The 21409-nt window shown below is 64.8% G+C and carries 18 protein-coding genes; 11 read left to right on the top strand and 7 right to left on the bottom strand.

The genetic code is table 11. The annotated features are described in order from the left end of the window. The first annotated feature begins 191 nt into the window (after nt 1-191). The 6 genes from AC1ROK_RS16375 (at nt 192) to AC1ROK_RS16350 (ending at nt 6528) form a co-directional block, all read left to right on the top strand. Nucleotides 192-1166: an ATP-binding cassette domain-containing protein gene (locus tag AC1ROK_RS16375; RefSeq protein ID WP_492848770.1), complete on the top strand. Its 975-nt coding sequence runs from the start codon at nt 192-194 to the stop codon at nt 1164-1166. Further along, nucleotides 1163-1975, top strand: coding sequence for an ABC transporter permease (locus tag AC1ROK_RS16370; protein ID WP_492848768.1), 813 nt, complete (start codon nt 1163-1165; stop codon nt 1973-1975). The genes AC1ROK_RS16375 and AC1ROK_RS16370 overlap by 4 nt, the downstream gene beginning before the upstream one ends. Continuing rightward, on the top strand, nt 1972-2781 hold the full coding sequence (locus AC1ROK_RS16365) for a substrate-binding periplasmic protein (RefSeq protein WP_492848766.1): 810 nt from the start codon (nt 1972-1974) through the stop codon (nt 2779-2781). Before AC1ROK_RS16370 ends, AC1ROK_RS16365 begins: the two co-directional genes overlap by 4 nt. Before the next feature lie 190 nt (nt 2782-2971). After that, complete coding sequence (locus tag AC1ROK_RS16360) at nt 2972-3592, top strand: c-type cytochrome (protein ID WP_492848764.1); 621 nt, start codon at nt 2972-2974, stop codon at nt 3590-3592. Between the two features lie 45 nt (nt 3593-3637). Beyond that, the gene (locus AC1ROK_RS16355; RefSeq protein ID WP_492848762.1) at nt 3638-5470 is read left to right on the top strand and encodes a pyrroloquinoline quinone-dependent dehydrogenase; all 1833 of its coding nucleotides are present in this window, start codon (nt 3638-3640) and stop codon (nt 5468-5470) included. A gap of 233 nt (nt 5471-5703) precedes the next feature. After that, a complete protein-coding gene (locus AC1ROK_RS16350) occupies nt 5704-6528 on the top strand; it encodes a substrate-binding periplasmic protein (RefSeq protein ID WP_492848760.1) in 825 nt (274 codons plus the stop codon). 206 nt (nt 6529-6734) lie between these two features. Here AC1ROK_RS16350 and AC1ROK_RS16345 read toward each other — a convergent pair whose 3' ends face one another. Continuing rightward, nucleotides 6735-7325 carry a zinc metalloprotease gene (locus tag AC1ROK_RS16345; protein WP_492848758.1) on the bottom strand — a complete coding sequence of 197 codons (591 nt, stop codon included), beginning with the start codon at nt 7323-7325 and terminating at the stop codon, nt 6735-6737. Nucleotides 7326-7606: 281 nt separating this feature from the next. Between AC1ROK_RS16345 and AC1ROK_RS16340 the strand changes: the two genes are divergently transcribed. Both AC1ROK_RS16340 and AC1ROK_RS16335 read left to right on the top strand, forming a co-directional pair. Then, entirely contained in the window at nt 7607-8311 is a 705-nt protein-coding gene (locus AC1ROK_RS16340; protein ID WP_492848756.1) for a GNAT family N-acetyltransferase, read from the top strand. A gap of 96 nt (nt 8312-8407) precedes the next feature. Then, nucleotides 8408-9181: an MBL fold metallo-hydrolase gene (locus AC1ROK_RS16335; protein WP_492848754.1), complete on the top strand. Its 774-nt coding sequence runs from the start codon at nt 8408-8410 to the stop codon at nt 9179-9181. 69 nt (nt 9182-9250) lie between these two features. On the opposite strand, the gene AC1ROK_RS16330 is transcribed toward AC1ROK_RS16335, so the two are convergent. Beyond that, complete coding sequence (locus AC1ROK_RS16330) at nt 9251-11464, bottom strand: AI-2E family transporter (RefSeq protein ID WP_492848752.1); 2214 nt, start codon at nt 11462-11464, stop codon at nt 9251-9253. A 200-nt stretch (nt 11465-11664) separates the two neighbouring features. Here AC1ROK_RS16330 and AC1ROK_RS16325 point away from each other — a divergent pair, with 200 nt between their 5' ends. After that, entirely contained in the window at nt 11665-12903 is a 1239-nt protein-coding gene (locus AC1ROK_RS16325; RefSeq protein WP_492848750.1) for a sensor domain-containing diguanylate cyclase, read from the top strand. Between the two features lie 119 nt (nt 12904-13022). Here AC1ROK_RS16325 and AC1ROK_RS16320 read toward each other — a convergent pair whose 3' ends face one another. Then, nucleotides 13023-14096 (bottom strand): helix-turn-helix transcriptional regulator, encoded by a 1074-nt coding sequence (locus AC1ROK_RS16320; RefSeq protein ID WP_492848748.1) that lies wholly within the window; start codon nt 14094-14096, stop codon nt 13023-13025. A gap of 241 nt (nt 14097-14337) precedes the next feature. On the opposite strand from AC1ROK_RS16320, the gene AC1ROK_RS16315 reads away from it, so the two are divergent. Together AC1ROK_RS16315 and AC1ROK_RS16310 are read left to right on the top strand one after the other, a co-directional pair. Further along, complete coding sequence (locus tag AC1ROK_RS16315; protein WP_492848746.1) at nt 14338-15444, top strand: aminotransferase class V-fold PLP-dependent enzyme; 1107 nt, start codon at nt 14338-14340, stop codon at nt 15442-15444. Nucleotides 15445-15466: 22 nt separating this feature from the next. After that, nucleotides 15467-15991, top strand: a complete 525-nt coding sequence (locus AC1ROK_RS16310) for a hypothetical protein (protein ID WP_492848744.1) — start codon at nt 15467-15469, stop codon at nt 15989-15991. Between the two features lie 214 nt (nt 15992-16205). On the opposite strand, the gene AC1ROK_RS16305 is transcribed toward AC1ROK_RS16310, so the two are convergent. From AC1ROK_RS16305 to AC1ROK_RS16290, 4 genes are read right to left on the bottom strand one after another with little or no spacing between them, the layout of a single operon-like run. After that, a complete protein-coding gene (locus tag AC1ROK_RS16305) occupies nt 16206-17567 on the bottom strand; it encodes a M24 family metallopeptidase (RefSeq protein WP_492848742.1) in 1362 nt (453 codons plus the stop codon). 30 nt (nt 17568-17597) lie between these two features. Next, entirely contained in the window at nt 17598-18683 is a 1086-nt protein-coding gene (locus AC1ROK_RS16300) for an ABC transporter ATP-binding protein (protein ID WP_492848740.1), read from the bottom strand. Between the two features lie 27 nt (nt 18684-18710). Beyond that, nucleotides 18711-20204 carry a M81 family metallopeptidase gene (locus AC1ROK_RS16295; RefSeq protein ID WP_492848738.1) on the bottom strand — a complete coding sequence of 498 codons (1494 nt, stop codon included), beginning with the start codon at nt 20202-20204 and terminating at the stop codon, nt 18711-18713. 18 nt (nt 20205-20222) lie between these two features. Beyond that, nucleotides 20223-21386, bottom strand: coding sequence for an ROK family transcriptional regulator (locus tag AC1ROK_RS16290; protein WP_492848736.1), 1164 nt, complete (start codon nt 21384-21386; stop codon nt 20223-20225). Nucleotides 21387-21409: the final 23 nt, after the last annotated feature.

Genomic DNA, 21409 nt, shown 5'->3' with positions numbered 1-21409 from the left:
TGGCACTTGGCATGCAGCCCCCCCTGGGGCCATTCCGATGCACGATCGGCGTCAGCGGCGCGGGTCCGAAGCACGCTCGAGGTTCTGGCGGCACGCCGCCGCCCGGTGTCAAATTGCAGGGTCGACTATCGCGGAACGTCGGCGTATCAGGCGATATGACTTCGCCGCAGCCCGGCCCCGGGGCCCAGTCCTTGTCCGCAATCGCCATCAGTGTCGATGGACTGAGCGCCGCTTATGCGGGCAAGACCGTCCTCGACAACCTGACTTTGGAGATCCGGCGCGGCTCGAGCTTCGCCTTGCTGGGCCCCAATGGCGCCGGCAAGACCACGCTGCTCAACATCCTCTCGACGCTGCGCCGCCCCGATGGCGGCAGTGCGCGCGTCGCCGGGGCGGACGTGGTGCGCCAGCAGACCGAGGCGCGGCGTTCGCTAGGCGTCGTGTTCCAGGATTCGAGCCTCGACGATCGCCTGACCGCCTGGGAGAACCTCGAATTCCACGGCCTGGTCTACGGCATGGCGCCGAAGCGCCGGCGCGAGCGCAGCGCCGCGGTGCTGGCGCTGGTCGAACTCGAGGACTGGCGCGACGAGATCGTCCGCAGCTTTTCGGGCGGCATGCGGCGCCGGCTGGAGATCGCCCGCGCGCTGTTGCACGAGCCGCAGATCCTGTTTCTCGACGAGCCGACGGCGGGGCTCGACGCCCAGACCCGGGTGCGGATCTGGCGCTATCTCGATGAGCTTCGCCGGGCCCGCGACCTGACCGTGCTGACCACCACGCACTATATCGAGGAGGTCGAGGGCGCCGACACCATCTGCATCATCGACCATGGCAAGATCATCGCCGAGGGCTCTCCCGAAGCGCTGAAGGCCCGATACGGCAGCCGCTGGCTGCACCTCACCCCGCGCGACCAGGCGGCGCTCGAGGCGATCCAGGCGGCGCGCCCCGATGCCCAGCCGCTCGGCGCGCATGGCCTCGCGCTGCCCGCCGATGATGGCGCCATGACCGATGCTTTCCTCGCCGCCTTCCGCGACCGGCTGGTTGAGGTGCGGTTCCAGGATCCGACGCTCGAAAGCGTCTTCCTGTCGCTCACCGGCCGCCAGTTGCGCGACCGCGCCGACGACCAGCACAATGCCGACAAGGCCGCCGGCCGTCGCGGAGGGCGGCGATGAACCCGATCGTCATGGCGCTGCGGGGACTCTACGGCGTCTGGCTGCGCGAAATCACCCGCGCGACGCGCGACCGGGCGCAGCTCATCGGCGGCATCAGCCGGCCGTTGATCTGGCTGCTGATCCTCGGCGTCGGGCTCAACCCCTATTTCCGCGGCGAGGTCTATGGCGAGGTCCGCTTCGTCATTCCCTACACCTATCTGCAGTTCCTGTTCCCGGCGGTCATCGTCCTCAACATCATGTACACCTCGATCCAGTTCGCGGTGTCGGTGATCTGGGATCGCGAATTCGGGTTCCTGCGCGAAGTGCTGGTGTCGCCCATGCCGCGCTGGCTTATCCTGCTCGGCAAGGTGCTCGGCGGCGCCACGGTGGCAACGCTGCATGGCGCGCTGGTGCTGATCCTCGCCCGCTTCGCCGACGTCACGCTGAGCCTCGAGCAGACAGCGCTGGCGCTGGTGCTGATGTTCGTGCTCGCCTTCGGGCTCACCAGCTTCGGGGTGATCCTCGCCGCCCGGGTCCGCAGTTTCGAGGGGTTCGGCGTGTTCTCCAACACGGTGATCCTGCCGCTCTACTTCACCTCTTCGTCGATCTTTCCGCTCGATCCGGCGCTGACCCGCGCCCAGCAGGCCGTGACTTATCCCGAATGGCTGGTGTTCCTGGTGCAGATCAACCCGATCACCTATGCGGTCGATGCGCTGCGCGGCGTGCTGATCAATTTCAACCAGTTCGCTCCCTCCTGGGGTGTCGGGGTCATCGTCGGCATGGCGGTGGTCTTCTTTGTCGTCGCCACCATCGATTTCGCGAGGCAATGAGGCGCATCCGAAATCGCTGGATCCAGCCCGCGATCAACCTGTTGATCGTGGTGGTGCTGCTGACGGCGCTCAGCTACCTGCCGCCCGATACCTCGCTGGCCGATCGGCAGAGAACCGGCGTGCTGAAGCTCTGCGTGCCGCCGAGCTATCCGCCCCTCGTCACCGGCGATCCGCAGCAACCCGGCTTCGACATCGAGCTCGGGGCCAAGGTGGCAGAGCAGCTGGGGCTTCGGCTGGCGGTCAATACGCTGAGTTCGATCGGCACGGATTTCAATCCGCGCAACTGGTCGCTGACACGCGGGCAGTGCGACCTCATCGCCGGAGGGGTGGCCGACACGGTGCAGACCCGCAGCTTCCTCCAGACCATCCCCACGCCGATCGAGACCGGCTGGGTGGGGGTATCGACAAGCGGTCGCCTCCCCGCGGCCGGTGGTGCGGTCGTGGTGCTGCCCGGCACCAGCGGGCTCGACCGCCTGCAGCTGTCGGGCTGGCTCAGGCAGCAATCGCTGCAGGTGATTCTCGCCCGATCGCCGCAGCAGTTCGTCGACGCGCTGGCGAACGGGCGCGCCGAGGCCGGCATCACCGAGCGCTTCCTCACCGCTGCGATGGCTTTGCCGGCGGGCCAGCGGGCGTTCTGGCTGGGCGATACTCAGTTCCCGCGCTTCCGCATGGCGTTCGGCCTGTGGAAGGGCGATCAGACGCTCAAGCGGGCCGTCGCCGCGGCGTTGCAGGCGGTCGAGGCCTCCGGCGCCCTGGCGGCGCTGCAGGCCCGCTATCATATTGAAACCATTGAAGAAGCGCTGTGAACGCACGGCGCTGGTTCTGGTTCCATCACGAAGTTTTGCTTCACTATGACGAAAGTCGCATGGGCAGCCGAACCGATTATGCATTTTGTGAGGTTGAGAGATGGCCGCTGAAATGTCAGTTCCAATAGACGGCGTGCTGAATGGAACCCTCGTCCCGTTCAGTGCACCAGCCCATTCTCGGGAGTCGAAAATGCCCCTAAAAATCAAACACCTCGCGGCCGTCACGCTGGCTGCCGCGCTATCCGGTGGCGGTGCCCATGCCGCCGGTTTTACCGCCGAGCAGGCCACTGCCGGCGAAACTGCCTACAACTCCAACTGTGCCCAGTGTCACGGCAAGCAGCTCGAGGGCCCGGACGCTCCCGGTCTCGCCGGCTCGGACGTGATGCAGAACTGGGCCACGGCCGGCGGGTTGTACGATTTCATCCACGTTGCCATGCCGCCCTCGGCGCCGGGCCAGCTTGGCGATGAGACCTATCTCAACATCATTGCCTACATCATGAAGTTCAACGGCGCCCAGCCGGGGGACGAGCCGCTGACGGCCGATGCCGACAAGCTCGCCGCCATTTCGCTGCCGGCCGAAACCCAGGCGGGCGCCGCCGCGGCCGCGCCCGCAGCAGCGGCCACGCCCGACACCACCACTGCTGCCGCCGCGACTGCCGTTCCGCAGGCCTTCACCTGGGGCAAGCAGCTGCCCGGTGGCCCTGCCCCAACCGATGCCGCGGCGCCCGCCGCTGCAACTACTCCCGCAGTTCCGCAGGCCTTCACCTGGGGCAAAACGCTCCCGACGGTCGCCGCGCCCGCTGCCAACTGAGTTATCTGGCGCACTTGTGATGTGTGCCGCTTTTAGGAGGTCTCGATGAAAATCGAACTTTTGAAGTCCATGTTGGTCGCCACGACCGCGCTGGCGCTTTTTGCCGGCCCTGCCCTCGCACAGAACGCGGCGGCGCCCGCTGCGGCTGCACCCGCGCCGGCAGCCGATGCGGCGGCGGCAACGCCCGCTCCCGAGGCGACCAAGAACTACGTTCCGGTCACCGCCGACATGCTGGCCAACCCGCCCAAGGAAGAGTGGTTGATGTTCCGCGGGAACTACAGCAACCAGGGCTATAGCCAGCTCGACCTGATCAACAAGGATACCGTGGGCAAGCTGCAGCTCGCCTGGGCCTGGCCGATGGCCGAAGCCGGCATCCAGGAAACCGCGCCGCTCGTGCATGACGGCATCATGTTCCTGCAGACCAACAACAACATCGTCGAGGCGCTCAACGCCAAGACCGGTGACCTGGTCTGGCAGTATCGCCCGACCCTGGCCGAGCTGCCTGCGTCCTGGAGCTACCAGATCAACCAGGCGCGCCGGCAGAAGAACTCGATCGCGCTCTATGAGGACAAGGTCATCCTCACCACCGTCGACGCACGCATCGTCGTGCTCAATGCCAAGGACGGCAAGCCGGTGTGGGAGAAGCAGGTCCTCGATACCCAGAAGGGCTACAGCTACACCGTTGGCCCGCTGATCGCCGATGGCAAGATCGTCTCCGCCATTTCCGGCTGCTCGATCGCCGGCACTGCCGGTGGTTGCTACATCATGGCGCACGACATCAACACCGGTGAAGAACTCTGGCGCTTCAACACCATCGACGACCCGGAAAACCCCAAGCAGGGTGAGAGCTGGGGCGACGTGCCGCCGGAAAACCGCTGGGGCGGCACGCCCTGGACGACCGGCGCCTACGATCCGGCAACCAAGACCACGTTCTGGGGCATCGGTATGCCCGGCCCCTATTCCGAGCTGATCCGCGGCTCGGGTGAAGGCAGCGTGCTCTACACCAACTCGACGCTCGCCCTCGACGTCGAGACCGGCAAGCTCAAGTGGTACTACCAGCACCTGCCGCGCGATAACTGGGACCTCGACAGCCCGTTCGAGCGCATCCTGGTCGACCAGGAAGTCGACGGCAAGACGCAGCACCTCTTGATCACCGCCGCCGGCAAGAACGGCATCGTCTTCGCCCTCGATCGCGATACCGGCAAGTACCTGTGGCACAAGGATACCGTGAAGCAGAACGTCGTGACCGGCGTCGATGCTGACGGCACCGTGCAGATCAACACCGACCTCATCTCCAAGGCGGTCGGCGAAGAGCACCTGATCTGCGCCTCGGTTTCGGGTGGCAAGCTCTGGATGACCGGCTCCTACAGCCCGCTCACCCAGGCCTACTATGTGCCGCTGACCGAAGCCTGCAACACCGTGGCCCCGACCCAGGTCGAGTTCACCGCCGGCAACGCCGTCGGCGCCGTCAAGTTCGGGCCGCGCGTGCTGCCCGAAGGCATCACCGATGCGGGCCTGCTCGATGCGGTCGGCATCAACCCGACGCAGGGCGACCACAAGTGGCAGTATCGCAGCCGTCCGTCGATGACCTCGTCGGTGCTGGCCACGGCCGGCGGCCTGGTGTTCGGCGGCGACGCCGCCCGCAACATCAACGCCTGGGATCAGGAGACCGGTGAAGTCGTCTGGTCGCAGCGCCTGAACGCCCCGGTCGGCGGCTACCCGTCGACCTACGAGATCGACGGCGAGCAGTATCTCGTGGTGCCGACCGGCTACTCGAACGCCGCCAGCTCGATCTCCTCGGCCTTCCCGGAGATCCCGCTGCCGACCGGCTCGGGCAACTCGATCTTCGTCTTCAAGCTGCCCAAGTCGGCCAGCTGAGACGTCTGCCAGCAGAGTGCTTGCAACGAATGCGAAAGGGGCCGCCGGCCCCTTTCTTTATTGAGTTCGACTTGGCTTCCCCACCGGCGTCATCCCGCGCAGATCCCGTGGGATATCTCAGCCTCAGCGGGGGCCGAAGCATCCCACCAGGTTCCCGCCTGCGCGGGAATGACATCGGTGGGCGCTGAGACGCCATGCTTCGCCCTTATTGGTGAATGCGTTAGGAGACTATCATGCTGCTGAAACTGCTCGCTCCGGCGCTGCTGCTGCTCTCGACCGGCGCCGCCCTCGCCCAGACCTCGGGTGTGCCGCCGGAGGAGTTCGACAATACCCGCCGCCAGGCCGGTGACTCGATCCAGGTCTGTTTCGACCGGACCAGCATCGGCCGCCCGTTCGACGAGGCAGTGGCCAAGGCGCTGGGTGAGGCGCTGTTTCTCGAGGTCAAGGTGATGGAAGGCTTCGGTGGCTTTCCCGTCACCGGCGATGGCTTCATGGATGAGCTCAACCTCGCCATGAACAATGACTGCGACATGTTCATGGGCGTTTCGGTGTCACCCAATACGCCGCTCTCCGACAGCTTCTCGATCACCCGCCCCTACGTCACCATCCCCTTCGTGCTCGCCGTAAAGAACCCCGACTGGAAGAGCCTCGGCGACATCCCCAAGACCCTGCGGCTGGGCACGGCAATGGCCAGCGTGGGCGAAATGAACTACATCACCTGGGCGCAGCAGCGCAGCAAGCCGGAACGCTGGGTGCGGCTGCCCTACGCCGACCCCAACCTGATGGCGACGCGCGTCCTCGACGGCACCATCGCCGGGATGATCCTGTGGCAGCCGGTGCTGGCGCGCCTCCAGCAGGAACGGCCCGAGGCCGCCGCCCTGCACGTGATCGCCAACGCCCCGATCCCTGAATCCGAGACCCGGGTCGGCGCGCTGGTGTCGAGCCGCAACGGCTTTTTGAGGAGCCAGATCGACCAGGCCATCGACGCCCTTGTCGCCGACGGTACCATCGATGGGCTGCTCGAGCAGTTCGGCTACGCCGGCCGCGCTGGGGAGTAGGGCGGGGACGAAGCACTGCACTTGGGGATGGTCGCGAGTTCGGGGGTGACCCACCGCAATCGCCCTTTACTCGGTGTCATCCCAGCGAAAGCTGGGACCCATTTCGCCTCCCGTGCCAGCTGTGAGTTGGATCCCAGCTTTCGCTGGGATGACACCCGGTGGGTGGGTCAAAACCGGGCCCATCGAGGGGTCGATGCCGTCTTATCCTACGCCCTGCCCGTCAAACTCAGATACGGCAACACCGCCGCCCCCAGGCTCGGGATCAGCCCCGCCACCACCGCGGCCGTGACTACGGCCAACCCGAGCGACTGGTAGCGCGGCAGCCGGCGGCCCTGCTCCGGACGCACCGCCTGCCAGATGGCCCCGGCGGCAAGCCCCGGGATCGGCAAGAGGTTGAGCAGCACCGATCCGGCCGTCACGAGCTGGAACTGGCCAATCACATAGAGCACGACATAGGCGCCGCTCTGCGGCAGCAGCAGCGCCAGCGGCCGCAGCAGGTCGGCCGCCGGTACCAAGAGGGCCATGCCGATAAGTCCGCCCAGCACCACCACCGCGACGCCCCAGCCGCCAAGCCGGTTGCTTGCCGGCTCATAGCGCAGCGGGCGCACCCAGCTCATCGCGAACAGCACGCCGATGGCGAGGCCCCAGAGCGACAGCTGCGCGAACGGGTTGGCTGACAACCGGCCGTCGTACTGCGGCCGCCGGTCGCCAAGCAGGCGCGCCAGGCCCGCCAGCAGCAGGCCCTGCAGCCAGGCGTAGACCAGCACCGCGCCGATCCGCGATACGATGTCACTCATGCTCAGGTCGCGCAGCAGCGTCATGGCTTCTCTCTATCGCACTGTTCCGCCCGACGATGGCGCATTCGCCACCAACCGAACCGCTCCCCTCCCGCATGCCTTCTAGCAGAGCGGACTGTTGCGCCGATACGGTTCGCGTCCGGGCGATCGCTACCGGCGCGATGCTGGCGTGGGCAACAGGCAACACTCCCGTTCACCGCGCACCTAGGCGGACCTTCAACCGGTCGGCACCTCTGCTGGCGCCGGCTGGAGCCTTGAGGTAGATTTGAGAAACCACAGGATTGGCTTCAGATCTGATCAGCATGACAGATCATCCGCTCAACAATCACCTCTGGAACGCGTTGAACGGGCCGCTCGCGTCGCAGAGTCGAGCTGTTGGCCGCGTCAGGTTGCTCTCGCCCGATATCGGCAATGTGGCAGCCATGGAGGTGGTTTCGTCGGACAATACGCACGACCTTGCCTCCGCAATTCCATTGGGCTCCGAGATCCTGGTAATCGCGCCGATCCCGCTCGAAGTATCCGACGAACTCGACGTGCTGTCCGTCAAGCCGGTGTTACAGATGGTTGCAGAGCGGCCCACGCGGCTCGATGCAGCGGTACGAACCACCAGGCTTGGGGCTGCCGACTTTCCGCGGATGCTTGCGCTAGTAGACCTTGCACGCCCCGGGCCGCTCGGTCCGCGTGCAATGGAGCTCGGCGATTTTCGAGGGATCTATGACCAGGGCGAACTCGTCGCACTGGCAGGTGAACGCCTTCGATTGGAGGGGTACACGGAGGTTGCTACCGTCTGTACCCACCCCGATTACCGCGGAAGAGGCTACGCGAAGGCCGTGGTTTCAGCCACAATGCAGGGGATAGTCGAAGCTGGCTCGGTGCCATTTCTGGGCGTCGACGATGCCAACATCCCGGCTATCCGGCTCTACGAGCAGCTCGGATTTATCTATCGATCCACATTTTACCTGAGCCTGGTACGGCGTTCCTTGTGAGTTGGCACCGGCCGAGCGGACTTCGGTCGCGCCTCGTTTCAGTGCCCCTCGCTTCGACAATCCCGGCTAGTGCTTTAGGGTGGCGAGAGGCCATTGATGGGCACCGCGATGGATGAGTCAATTCGACGCTTCGACATCGGGCACTTCAAGTGCACTGCTATTGCCGACACCGATCAGGGTGCCCGCAACGTTCTCCTGCTGGAAGGCGCGCAGCGCATTTTGATCGACACCGGCGTAGGGTCAAACGATCCAGGCAATCCTGGCCGCCTATTCGCTCGTCTGGAACAAGCGGGCGTCGAGTCGGAATCCATAGACACCGTCATTCTTACGCACGCTGACTTCGACCATATCGGAGGAGCTACGGACGGGCGCCACCTTGCGTTTCCTCGTGCAGAGCACAGCATCATGCGCGTGGAGGTGGATTTCTGGAAGCAGCGACCTGAACGTCTGGCGCCCAGCCCCCTCTACGACGAGGCGTTTCGTCTACGGGTCAATGCCGTTCCACCCACCGCCCTCGAGGCGCTCGAGCACAAGCTAAGTCTGGTGGACGGTTTGCTCGCCGACGTTGCGAGCGGCGTCACGATGATTGCGGCTCCGGGCCACACTCCGGGGAACTCGGTTGTTCGAATCGAGAGTCAGGGCAACACCCTGCTGGTCGTCGCCGACCTTTTCTACCGACCCGAGGACCTCGCCACCAGGGATTGGGTATCCCAATATGACTATGACCCGAACCTGGTGCTAGAGACACGCAGGAGCTTGCTCGACGAAGCGGTCGCGAACCGCACCTTGTTGATGGCCTATCATATGCCCTTCCCCGGCCTCGGACGAGTTAAGCGCAGCGGGCACGCCTGGGAGTGGGTGGCAGCATAACGCAGCGGGGCTGGCTGCAATCGCAGCAGTTGGCCCGACACGGGACCAGGTGCGGTCAGCGACAACATCTCAAGACCCCGGCCCAATCGAGTCTGCTGCTTGCCCGGCTGGAGCGTTCCCGAACCGTGCGACAAGATCAGCTGCCAACTGCTGCAGTTTCGCCAGATCCTCGTCGCCGAACGGATGCTCCTCATAGTCCAGGATGACCAGCGAGCCCACTGTCAGCCCATTGTCCAGCGTGAGCGGCACCCCTGCGTAGAAGTCGACACCGTTGCCCTGCAGGTATGGATTGTCGGCAAGTTCCTCGCCCTCGATGCCGGGAGGGATCACCAGTGGTCTTCCACGTTCCGCGATCATCTCCGTCAGCTTGTAAGCTCCCTCTTCATCCCGGTGTCTTTCGTCAGCCAGGAGGTTGATGGTTGCCAATGGAACCCCCATTGCGTCGGCCACAGCCTCAAGGGCTCGGCCCAGATCGTCATCGCCGCGGCCAGCACCACGGAAGGGTTGGTGGCCCGCCAGTTTGGCCGTTGCGGTGACCACATCGAGATGGCTCTCGATCTCGGTCAAAGTGTCCTGCAGCCCATGCGTCACCGCATCCACACGCAGCGCTTCAGGCGACGCCGTCGATCCATCGCCGTCGAGATGGCATACGACAACCTTCAAGCCCGGTCGGATGAACTTGAGGCGCCGCGTGACGTAGCGGGTCTGAGCCTTGATGTCGGCGCCGAAGTAGAACAGGCAGACGACTTCGGCTCCTTCGATGTCGATGCGGCCGATGCTCTCCTGCCGGACCGCCATCGGTGGCAGGACCCGCGACGCCACCTGTTGCGCCGCCAACCGCTGCGCCACCACCCTCGCCGCACTCTCGTCGATTTCCGTCCGCCCCCCGATAAGAACGACGGCGTTTCCAGGCAGCGGTTCCACATGCCCCAGTTCATCGATAACCGCATCGATGCTGGTGGCAAGCACCCGTCGCTGCGCCAACGCTTCCGGCGTGTCGGCCAGTTCGATGCTGGCCAGCTTCAGCGCGGGGAGCAGCGTGTTCTCCTGGAAGGACTCGAGCCCAGCTTCCTCTACGTACTCTTCAGCAATCTCGATTGCCTCCTCGACGCTACCTTTCAACATGCGCTGGTAAAGACGCTCGGGAGGTTCGAGGACCGGCTCGCTGCCCAGCAGCGTTTCGAGCACCTGAAACTGCGGGATGTAGCGACCGATAACCACAAGGCAGACCGTCATCGGGGTTGCCAGGATGAGCCCGACCGGTCCCCATAGCGTGGCCCAGAACATCGCGGAGAGCAGGATGGCGATTGGCGAGACGCCGGTGCTCGAGCCGTAGATGCGCGGCTCCACCACGTTGGCGGTGGTAAGATCAATCACCACGAACAGCCCGACTGTCGCCAGCAGCATGCTCCAGCCTGAATCCACCGCGAAGGCGAGGAGGATGGGGATGCAGGCGACCAGCAGACCGCCCACAAAGGGGATGTAGCGGAAGAGCATGATCATCAGGCCCCACAGAATCGCGCCCGGCACCCCGATAACAAGCAGTCCGAGACCAAAAAGCACTCCGTAGCCAACGTTGATGAAGAACTGCAGCTGCAGATAGCGACCAACACGCCGGCTGGCGTCCCCCATCGCCAGGTTGGTCGTGCTGTAGCCGCCGCGGCTGACCAGGCGGATGAAGCGTTCCTGCAGCTCGCCTCGGCCCAGGAGCAGAAAGATCAGGAAGATCACGACGATCGCTGCCGTCGCCAGAGGGCCGGCCAGCGTACCCATCAAAGTGCTTACAACACCGAGCGGGTTGCCGACTTCGTTGGCGATGGTAACGGGGATAGGGGTTCCCGGCCTTTCCTGAAGGCCACCTTCGTTCGAGGAGAGTTGCTCGGTGAGTGACCCCACGGCGCCGGTCAACCCGTCGAGAAAGCCGCCACCCTCAAGCTGTTGCTGCAACTCGTGCAGCTTGCGGGCGATTGTGGTCTGATAGGCTGGTAGTTCAGCGCCGATTTGAATGAGCTGCGTTCCGGCCAAGTATGCGAACAAGGCCAGAAACAGCAACGCGGTCACGACGCTGACGATCACAGCCACCGCATCGGGCAGATGCAACCTGCGGCTCAACAGGTCGACCATCGGGCTGAGCGCAAAAGCGAGCAGGATCGCCAGCACCAGCGGTACCAGAATGCCGGCGCCCAGGTAGAGCATGGCCACGACCAAGGCGAAGGATGCCACCGTCTCGAAGATGCCGCGGCGCGTGAGAGGCGATCGCTCGGAGAAACGCACTGACGGCATAGTTTACCCCTCGGGCCTCGTGTCATAATGGTCAGGCAGCACAGAGGTTGCGCTGTCCTCGAAGGCTGAGGCACGCGGACTTATTTTTGAGCGCGTCCATCACGCGCGATTAACCCTGGCTGTGTCACCTTGCTGGTATGCGCGAGGCGGTCGACAGGGGAGAAGTCGCCGGCACGTTCCTGTTCGGCAGGAACGGCGCGATGCTGCGCAAGATCATCGATGGCGCCGCCATTGGCATGGCAGTGGCCGCAATGGATGGAAGCATCGTCTACGGCAATCGCGCCTTCCAGCGAGATTTCTCCACCAAGCAGGGGAGCGATGCTTCCCGTCTGCAGAACATCCTGGCGCCGGACGACAGCGAAGGGCAGCAGGCGCTGGCCGACGTGCTGGCGGGGCGCAAAAGCACCCATGAAGGCGAGCATCGTTGCCGCGATGCGGCAGGCCGGAACATCTGGGCCATGGTTGCGCTGTCGGTACTGGAGTCCGACGTCACCGGCCAACCGGTCTACATCATCGCCCAGTTGAACAGCATCGACCGACGCAAGGCCGCCGAGGCAGCTTTGGTTGAAAGCGAGAGCCGCTGGCATTTCGCCCTCGAGGCCGCCCGCCAGGGCGTGTGGGACCATGACAGCCGGACGGGCCGCATGTTCTACTCACCGATGTGGCGGACGATGCGTGGCATCCCCCAGGACGAGGCGATCGATGATCGCCAGGAATCCTGGATCGAGCGCATCCATCCCGAGGATCGCGATCGAATCCGCTCGACGGTCTCGCGGCAGAACCTGGGGGACGATGGCTACGACATCCTGGAGTATCGAGAACGCCACCGCGATGGCCGCTACATCTGGATCCTCAGCCGCGGCAAGCCGGTGGCCTGGGATCAGGAAGGCCGTGTGCTGCGCACCATCGGCACCGACACGGATATTACTCACCTCAAGGAAATCGAGGCGCGCCTGGCACATGCGGCTACGCATGACCCCCTGACCGGGCTCGCCAACCGCGCCTCCCTGGGCGGTGCCGTGGTTGCGGCAACGGCGTCCTTGCCGAGCTGCCTGTTGTTTATCGACCTCGACCAGTTCAAGCCGATCAACGATGCGCTGGGACACGCTGCCGGGGACAGAGTGCTCATCGAGGTGGGCCACCGGATTACGTCCGTGATCCGGAGCACGGACTATGTCGCGAGGATGGGCGGCGACGAGTTTGTGGTGGTGCTGCGCAACTGCGATCTGCACAGTGCCCATCGCCTTGCAGAAGCGGTCGCCGCCGCTGTGGCTTCCATCCCGCTGACGCTGAGGGGAGAGCCACATCAGCTGGGAACGAGTATCGGTCTGGTGCAACTTGAGGCCGGACTCACCGCAGACGCCGTACTCGCCCGAGCCGACGCCGCCTGCTACGCAGCCAAGAAGGCGGGCCGCGGGCGGATTGTTGTGGCCACGTGAGTGGGCTGAGCTGCAGGGATCGGGCCGGCGAGCCATTCAACCGCCACTCCATCACCCATTGGGTGATGGCCGCCGCTGCCTCGTAGACCAAATCACGTCCGGCCGAATGGCGCCTCCGCTCAAATGCTCCGAAGGCCGCTCAGAAGCACAGCGAGCTCGACCTGGCGGCTCGTGCCGGTCTTCATCATCAACGATTTGAGCTGGGAGCGGATGGTCTCGCGAGAGATGCCGTGCGAAGCCGCGAGTTGCTCGACCGATCGGCCGACCGAGATGCCGCGGGCGACTTTCGCTTCGGCGGGCGTCAGATCGAAGAGCCCGGTCAGCACCTCGGTGAGGGGCGCCGACGGGGCCGTCACCGGGGTGAGCAGCACCAGAACCTCGGCGCGAGCAAAGATGTCGCCGGCGGCTCGTCGGATAGGGACGACATGAGCGACGATCGCCGGCGCGTTTTCGGTCGCCGCCAGGGGGATCGATCGCACACTGTTGAAGCCGCGGCTGGACAGTGCCGCGGCAAGCAAGTCATCGGCCGCCTTGGCCTGCAAGTAGATCCGGTCGAAAGCGCCGATCTTCACGCGCGGTGCAAGCGCCTGCAATGACGCGTTAGCTGCGAGGACCGCACGGTTTCGCCCGACCACCGCCGCCGGCAGCCCCAGGATGTCGAGTGCTTCGGTCGCCGCCCTGGCCTGCTGCATCCGCAATCGATGCGCCAGCAGCGCAGCCCTTGCCAGGTGCGGGCGGAACGGATCGAGCCGCTCCATCGCTGCACGGGTGAAGGGACCTTTGCTGGTGGATTTGGCCACGTCGTAGACAATCAGGTCGCCGCTCGGCACGGGGACGACGGTGCCGGCAGTCCAGCCGAATCCGTACGGCCTGGCGAACCGGATGTAGATGGGGTCAGCATCCAGTTCGGCCTGCGAGCAGACCTCGAGATCATGGGCAAATGCCATGGGCATGCGCTCGAGGCCTCGTTGCGGTCGGATATTGGGCAGGCTCGCGCCGTTGGCGGCGTAGTCCGAGAACGCTGCCTCATAGCTCTTCGTGGTAACGTAGCGCAGGCCCGCATCGTGGCCGAAGGCAATCAGCGATGCAGCGTCCCCGTCAGCGAGACTACCGATCTGCTCCAGGATGCGCGGCCAGTATTCCGGAACGACCGCCGCCTCGTATATTCCGTCGACCAGCGCTTCCACGTCCATGGTACTGCGATCACGACCGTTTCGTGAGGGCTAGACTTGCACCAATTACTCTCGCGTTGCCATAGTGGAACGCGGGGGGGTGCAGCAGGGTGTTCACGCCGCCGGGGAGCGCCATCCGCAGCCAATCGCCTTTTTGCTCAAGCACGTCATTCGGGCAGAATCGGTGAATGCAGCAGCCATCCGGATTGGGTAGGCTGGCGCCCAACGAATAGGTTCGCATTTTTCGCGAGGGGTTCTGCGGGTGGGTATCTACGAAGACCTGGGCATCAAGCCCATCATCAACGCGTCAGCAACACTCACCAAACTTGGTGGATCGCGCATGCCCGGGGTAGTCCTCGAGGCAATGAATGCGGCCGCTGGCTCGTTTATCGATCTGCCACTCTTCCAAACGCGGGTCGGCGACCGTATCGCCGAGCTCACCCGGAATGAGGCCGCATTCGTTTCCTCAGGCGCAGCAGGTGGGATCGTTCTCGCGGTCGCGACTCTCATGGCAGCGCCGAACGAACCTGATCCCATGTCGTATCCAATGCTCAAGGGCATCACCAAGAACGAAGCCATCGTTTTCACCTCGCAGCGTAACGGCTACGACTTCGCGATTCTCCAGACCGGCGCCTCCATCGTTGAGTGCGACGACACCCTCGAATCGTTCGAGTCGGCCATAACCGGGCGTACAGCGTGCCTGGTCTGGTTTGCTGGTGCGCTGGCAGTGAAATCTCCGCCGATCGAGGATGTCATCGCGATCGCCAGGAAGCACCGTGTCCCGGTTCTGGTTGACGCCGCTGCCCAGATTCCACCAGTTTCGAGTCTCTGGCACTACACAAAGGCCCTCGGCTGCGAGGGTGTCGTCTTCAGTGGCGGCAAAGGCATCCGTGGGCCGCAATCTGCCGGTCTGGTCCTTGGGACCAGGGAATTGATCGCAGGTTGCCGCCGACTTTCACCGCCCACGCAGGGCATCGGTCGACCTCTGAAAGTCGGAAAGGAAGAACTCGCCGGAATGCTCGCCGCCGTCCAATACACGCTGGATCAGGACGAGGACGCGATACTCGAAGGTTACGAGGCGATCGTCCAGAACTGGATCGGAGACCTCGCCGGGATTGTGGGAGTGACGACGGAACGCGGCTTCCCAAGTGAGGCTGGTCAACCTCACGCCCGCGCGATGGTTCGCCTCGATGGCGGATTCAGGAAGACGCGCGACCAGGTAGTTGACGAGCTCAAGAACGGCGATGTGTGGATTGAGGTATCTGCACCAGTCGATGAACCGAACACCATAGCTTTGAATCCGCAGACGCTGACGAGCGAAGAGGCCGATGTCGTTGCTGCTCGACTGCGACAGGTTCTGACAAGCTGATCAAGTCTCCAGGAAATTATCGATGGCATTCAATGTCCGGAAGCGCGGCAAACTCACCTATTACTATGAAGGCGATCGACCTGTTCTCTCGGCGCTGGTCACCGAGGAACAGACGGATGGCGACCTCAAGATCCATTTCGCCGGCCTGACAGGTGGCTACTCAGCGAAGGGCATATTGGGACTCAACGAAGTCGTGTCGATGGATCCCCATCAGGAAGTCGCACTGGTCTTCCGATGCTGGGAGAAGTGGGTGGTCGAGGCGGGAATCTGCTCGTCTTTGCAGGATCTCGATTTCATTGAGATGCACGCGTTCGGTGCCCAACCGAAGACCCCGAACATTCTCGCCGACCCCGCCGGATATGCCGCTGAGCAGGATCGCCTTCGGAAAGCCTATGCCGAGGCGTACTCATCTTTCTTCGCCGATAACCTTCCCGAAAATGGAGTTCCCTGCCGCTTCACAGTCCATCTGATCGATTTCCCGGACAAGGCGGCCTCGTACGAGTTCTATTCAACCGCGCTCCTCCAACGCGCATTGCAGAAGGGTTAGTCATGCTCGCAATGAGGTTCGAGTGAGCATCGACTGATCCTGAGCAAAGGAGAAATCGCCGGGCCCCTCCGCTCCTTGCATGATGTCCGCTTGTGGCCCAATTAGCGGACTGTGGCTTGCGGTTGCCCACTGAGAGCCGGAGCGGAGCCCCCGATACTGTTGTTTACGAAGCCCAGCGCAGCGGCGTCGTAAGCCGCTGCGCCTCGCTCTTGAGCTAGCTCCGTACGATCAGGTGGTCCGACTTCAGCCAGAGCGGCGGCAGGCAGAGCTGAACGTTGGAAAGCGGCAGCAGGTGTTCACCCAGCGTGACGCCGATGCTGTCGCGGAGGAAGGCGCGGCGCGCCTCGATGCGGGCCCAGGTCGCGGGGTGCTTGGCTGCGAGGTCAGCGCGGAGCGCCGCATCGGCGATGGCGACCGCGTCCTCGCAGTTCAGCGCCTTGCCGGGCTGCATCGGCACCGGGATCACGTCGACCTGGAACATCATGCCAGAGCGTAGCGTCTCGGTCGAACCCGGGCGGACGGGCGAGTGGCTCCACTCGTCGTAGCTGACGAGGTGACCGGGGTTGAGGGCGGATTTCAGGTTGGCCTCGGCGAGCTTGCCGACGACAGCTTCGCGCAGGGCGCCGCCGGTCGTGCCGATGCGGGCGGTTTCATACCAGGTGACCAACGCATCGAAATACGAAACCGCAGTGGCGACGAACGCATCGTCTGCGTCATCGAGCAGGCCGGCGCGCGAGCTGAGCCCGCCCCAGTAGCCGACGGCGGTGGTGACACCGTCGCCCCGCTTCAGCACGCGGGCCCCGGCACTGTTGAGGCCGTGGATGGCGTGGCCGGCGTCGCCCGAGGCGAACATGGTGTGGGCGCTCAGCGGTTCGCCGGCATAGCCAAGATGGGCGGCCGCTTCGATCTCGCGCATGCCCGGGCGGGCGTGGCGGACGACGTTCCACACCGAGGCCGAGGCCCGGCTCGAGGCCCACTCGAAGGCGGCGATCTGGTCGGCATCGACGATGCTGCGCGAGCCGTCCTGCGGATGCGAAAGCACCGCGGTGGCATCGCTCAGGGCTTCATAGCCGCCGCAGATCCTGGCGAGCAGCACGATCATATAGTGCGGCACGAGGAAGCCGGGGCCCGCATCGTCCCACTCCTCGGGTTCGAGATACTTCCAGCCGACGACGCCGATAGTGTCGCCCGCCTTGAGACCGGCTTCGCGCAGCACGGTTTCGAGCCTCGGCGCCTTGGTCCGGTCCTGTGCCATCAGGCTCATCGACTGGCTGAGCATGACCTCGAGGCCGGGCAGCGGCGAAATCGCGGTGAAGCTCTCCGATTCGTTGCCGGTGACGATGATGCGGCGACCGTTCGGGCCGAGCAGCATGGCGGCCTCCTCGAAGCGGGGATCAAAGCCGCTGAGGTGCAGGATGTTGCCGTTGTGCTCGCGATCGGCATAGACGAACACCCAGGTCGTCCCGGCCCGGCGGTAGACATCGTCACAGCGGGCCACGAGCGTTGCTGCCGGGATCTGCGGGCGCACCAGCGGAACGCCGAACTCGGGCACGGCAACGGTTTGTAGATGGCTCATTTGTTGTCCTTGATTGGTCGTCGAGTGGGGTCAGCCCAGCACGGCATCGGTGGCGGGGTCGAGCAGGTGGACGCGGTCCATGTCAACCGAAAGGGACAGCGCGGCACCGCTGCGCAGTGACGATTGCGGCAGCAGCCGCGCGACTGCCGGCTCGCTGGCAAGCGTGAAATGCACCAGCGTTTCCATGCCGAGCGGTTCGACCAGGCCGGCCGTGATGCTGAGCGGCACACCACCCTCGGCGAGGCTCAGGTGCTCGGGACGGATCCCCAGCACGGCCGGCTTGCCGGCCAGCTGCGCGAACAGGGCGGATCGCGACGGCGGCACGGCGAGGCTTTGCCCATCCGGCAGGCGCACCGACAACGCGTTGCCGCCGCCGGCTACCGAGACGGTGAAGAAGTTCATGCCGGGCGAGCCGATGAAGCCGGCAACGAAACGGGTGGCGGGCCTGCGATAGAGCTCTTCGGGCGCGGCGATCTGCTCGATGCGCCCCTTGTTCATCACCACTACCCGGTCGGCCAGCGTCATCGCTTCCACCTGGTCGTGCGTCACATAGATCGTCGTGGTCGGCACCCGTGCGTGCAGCGCTTTGATCTCGGTGCGCATCTGCACGCGGAGCTTGGCATCGAGGTTGGACAGCGGCTCGTCGAACAGGAACACCGAGGGGTTGCGGATCAGCGCGCGGCCCATGGCGACACGCTGGCGCTGCCCGCCGGAAAGTTGCCGCGGCTTGCGCTCGAGCAGCTGCTCCAACCCAAGGATTTCCGCCGTGCGCTGCAGCCGCTCGGCGATCTCGGCCTTGGCGACCTTGCGCAGTTTCAAGCCGAAGACGATGTTCTCGGCGACGCTCAGGTGCGGGTAGAGTGCGTAGTTCTGGAACACCATGGCGATGTCGCGGTCGCCCGGCTGCAGCTCGTTGACGCGCTTGCCGCCGATCTGCACCTCACCATCGGTGATCGTTTCCAACCCCGCCACCATGCGCAGCGTCGTGGATTTGCCGCAGCCGGAGGGCCCCACCAGCACGATGAACTCGCCATCGGCGATATCGAGGCTGATGCCGTGCACCGTCTGCAACTGGTCGTAGGCTTTGACGACCTTTTCGAGCTTTACAACTGCCATGCTGTTCTCCTGCTGCCCCGGGCGCCGTCAGGCAGCGTCGCCGTAGACATGGCCGGCCGGGGTCCAATCGAAGTCGCGGTCCAGCGGCCAGGTCGGCCGGGCGATGCGCGTCCACTCGAGCCGCGTCATGTCGAGTTGCGAGACACCGTCGCTCAGCAGCAGGATGTGCCGGGCGGCAATATCCTCGATGCGGGGGTGCAGGTAACCGAGCTTGACCACGTAGAGCTTGTGGGCCAACGGATCGATGCCCATGGCGTGGAAGTGTTCCGGGGTTGTGATGCCGATCGGCTGCGCGTGGAACGTGGCTATGACGTTGCCGATCCGCACCTTGGCCCAGGCCGCCTCTCGTGAACGGTAAGGCTGGAAACCACCGAGGTCGAGGAATTCGCCGCAGGCCTCGACATGCACGAGTACCTTTCGCGCCGTCTTGGGTCGCGACACGTGCTCGCTGCCGAGCAGCAGCTCGACACCGGCGCCAACACCGGCGGCGTTGAGGGCTGCCACAGCCTCTGGTGCGGTGATCCCGGCGATGATGACATCCTCGTTGGCGCCCAGGTCCAGCGCCGCCTGCAGCACGGTGGTCAGCTCGCCGGCGGCGCCGGCAGTGGTATTGTCGCCCGAGTCCGATACATAAACCGGCCGCTGCGGGCTCTGCAGCGCCAGTTCCAGGCCTTCTGCGACTTCGGCGGTCTGCATGCGGAGGATGAACTGCTCATGCCGGTCCCAGATCGACTGGGCGAGCCTGGTTGCCTGTTCGAGCGCCAGATCGGCGCTGTCCTCGCTGACCGCGAACGCCGTGCACCTGGTCCAAGGCCGATCGTTCCAGGCGAAGCCGACGAGGATATTGGCTTCCATCATACCGGGCACCGCGTCGTAGTCGGGCAGGCTGCCATAGAGTTCGCGGGCCGGGCTTTCCGAAGTCACGGCGGTTTCGCCCGGAATGAGGATCGGCAGAGTGATCGCCACCTTCTTGGGCTTCAGCCCGTTGCGGATCACCCGGATGAGCTGGTCGGCGGCGCGGTAGCCGGTCGATTTGTCGTCGCGGTGCGGGGCGGTGCGTAGCACTGAAAACACGGTACCGGCCTCGAGCAAAGCAGGAGTCATGTCGCCATGCAGATCCAGCGACACGCCGATCGGCAGGTCGGGCCCGACCAACTCGCGGATGGCGCCGACGAAGTCGGAATCGGCGTCAGCATCGAGCCCTTCGACTTCGAGCGCACCGTGGTTGACCACCAGCACGCCGTCGAGGTCCGGGGTCCCCGCCAATAGCTTCAGGGTCTTCTGCTTGACCATGTCATAGGCCTCGGCGGTCATGATGCCGCCGGGCAAGGCCGTGGCCCAGTAGAGCGGCACCGGCTCGATATCGGCGTCCTCGGCGATGCGGGCGAGCATGCCGCGCACCATCCACAGGTCGCCTTCGCGCATCTGGGTGGCATCGAACTGCTGCAGGACCGAAATCCCGGTCACGGCCGGCGAGGCGAGCATGATTTCGATGGAGAGGCCGACTATGGCGAGACGCATGATGAACTTTCTATGGGCTTAGGGAAGGACGTCGGTGCCGACGATGTCGGTGACCCCGTCGAGGGCGAGGGCGACAGCGCCCAGCGGTGGTGTGCCGACAACGGATTCAGCGAACCTGATGGAGGTGCGGGCATACATGGCCGGGTGCGCCAGCCGCTGCAGCGCCCGGTCGAGCGCCGCCGAGAGGAACGGCGCGGCAGGGCCGATATGACCGCCCAGCACCACAACCGGCGGGTTGAAGATGTTGATGAGGCTCGACACCGCCGAGCCCAGCACATCGCCGGCGTGCTCGAGCACGTTGAGCACGATCGGATCGCCCTGCTGCGCCAGCTCGATGATGTCCTCGTAGGAGCGCGGACGGGCTGGTCCGAGGCGGGAGATTTCCTCGATCAGCGCCGGCGCCGACAGGTAAGCCGAAAGGCAGCCCGCCGCACCACAGGTGCAGAAGCGTCCCTGCGGCACGATCTTGATGTGCCCCAGTTCGCCCGCGAGTCCGTCCGAGCCGGTATGCGGCGAGCCGTCGAGGAACAGGCCGCCGCCCACGCCGCCGTCTGAGAACAGCACGTAGATGAAGTTCTCGATGTTCACGCAGCTGCCGAACATGTGCTCTGCCATGGCGGCGGCCTTGCCGTCATTGCCCACGAAGATCGGCCACTCCAGCACGCTGCGCAGCCGGCTGAGGATGTCGACGTCGCGCCAGCCGAGCACCGGCACGTGAACGATGACGCCGGTCTTCTTGATCAGGCCCGGCAGGGAGACGCCCATGGCGATGACCCTGGCATCGACGCCGGCGGCCTGGACGACCTGGCGGCCGCCTTCGGCGATCAGGTGCTCCACGCCATCCGGTCCGCCATCATAAGCAATGGCCGTCTGTGCATGCACCGAGCCATCGAGGCCGCAGGCGACGAAGCGAATCTTGGCCGACTCCACTTCCACCCCGACGATGATGCCGGCGGTGGGCGAGATGTAGAGCTCGTCGGATGGACGCCCGCGGCCACTTTCGCTGACCTTGCCGCGCCTTTCCACCAGGCCCTGCGCCACGAACTGGTTGACGATCGACGACACGGTCGACTTGTCGAAGCCGGTTTTCTCGATGATGCCACGCTGCGAAACGCCGGGTTCCACGCGGATGCGATGAAACATGTTGCTGGCGTGAAAGCGCCTGAGGAACGAACGGTCCACGTTCAAAAGTCCTTATTCTCGTG

This window comes from Devosia sp. GW821-FHT12F11 (assembly GCF_058806655.1).
This window is presented reverse-complemented; position numbering and strand designations above follow the sequence as displayed.

Bases quoted from the DNA above. Each gene is read 5' to 3' on its own strand.
- AC1ROK_RS16295 (WP_492848738.1), bottom strand. From the start codon at position 20,204: ATGCGTCTCGCCATAGTCGGCCTCTCCATCGAAATCATGCTCGCCTCG.
- AC1ROK_RS16360 (WP_492848764.1), top strand. From the start codon at position 2,972: ATGCCCCTAAAAATCAAACACCTCGCGGCCGTCACGCTGGCTGCCGCG.
- AC1ROK_RS16300 (WP_492848740.1), bottom strand. From the start codon at position 18,683: ATGGCAGTTGTAAAGCTCGAAAAGGTCGTCAAAGCCTACGACCAGTTG.
- AC1ROK_RS16310 (WP_492848744.1), top strand. From the start codon at position 15,467: ATGGCATTCAATGTCCGGAAGCGCGGCAAACTCACCTATTACTATGAA.
- AC1ROK_RS16325 (WP_492848750.1), top strand. From the start codon at position 11,665: ATGCTGCGCAAGATCATCGATGGCGCCGCCATTGGCATGGCAGTGGCC.
- AC1ROK_RS16335 (WP_492848754.1), top strand. From the start codon at position 8,408: ATGGGCACCGCGATGGATGAGTCAATTCGACGCTTCGACATCGGGCAC.
- AC1ROK_RS16365 (WP_492848766.1), top strand. From the start codon at position 1,972: ATGAGGCGCATCCGAAATCGCTGGATCCAGCCCGCGATCAACCTGTTG.
- AC1ROK_RS16355 (WP_492848762.1), top strand. From the start codon at position 3,638: ATGAAAATCGAACTTTTGAAGTCCATGTTGGTCGCCACGACCGCGCTG.
- AC1ROK_RS16345 (WP_492848758.1), bottom strand. From the start codon at position 7,325: ATGAGTGACATCGTATCGCGGATCGGCGCGGTGCTGGTCTACGCCTGG.
- AC1ROK_RS16320 (WP_492848748.1), bottom strand. From the start codon at position 14,096: ATGGACGTGGAAGCGCTGGTCGACGGAATATACGAGGCGGCGGTCGTT.
- AC1ROK_RS16350 (WP_492848760.1), top strand. From the start codon at position 5,704: ATGCTGCTGAAACTGCTCGCTCCGGCGCTGCTGCTGCTCTCGACCGGC.
- AC1ROK_RS16370 (WP_492848768.1), top strand. From the start codon at position 1,163: ATGAACCCGATCGTCATGGCGCTGCGGGGACTCTACGGCGTCTGGCTG.
- AC1ROK_RS16305 (WP_492848742.1), bottom strand. From the start codon at position 17,567: ATGAGCCATCTACAAACCGTTGCCGTGCCCGAGTTCGGCGTTCCGCTG.
- AC1ROK_RS16330 (WP_492848752.1), bottom strand. From the start codon at position 11,464: ATGCCGTCAGTGCGTTTCTCCGAGCGATCGCCTCTCACGCGCCGCGGC.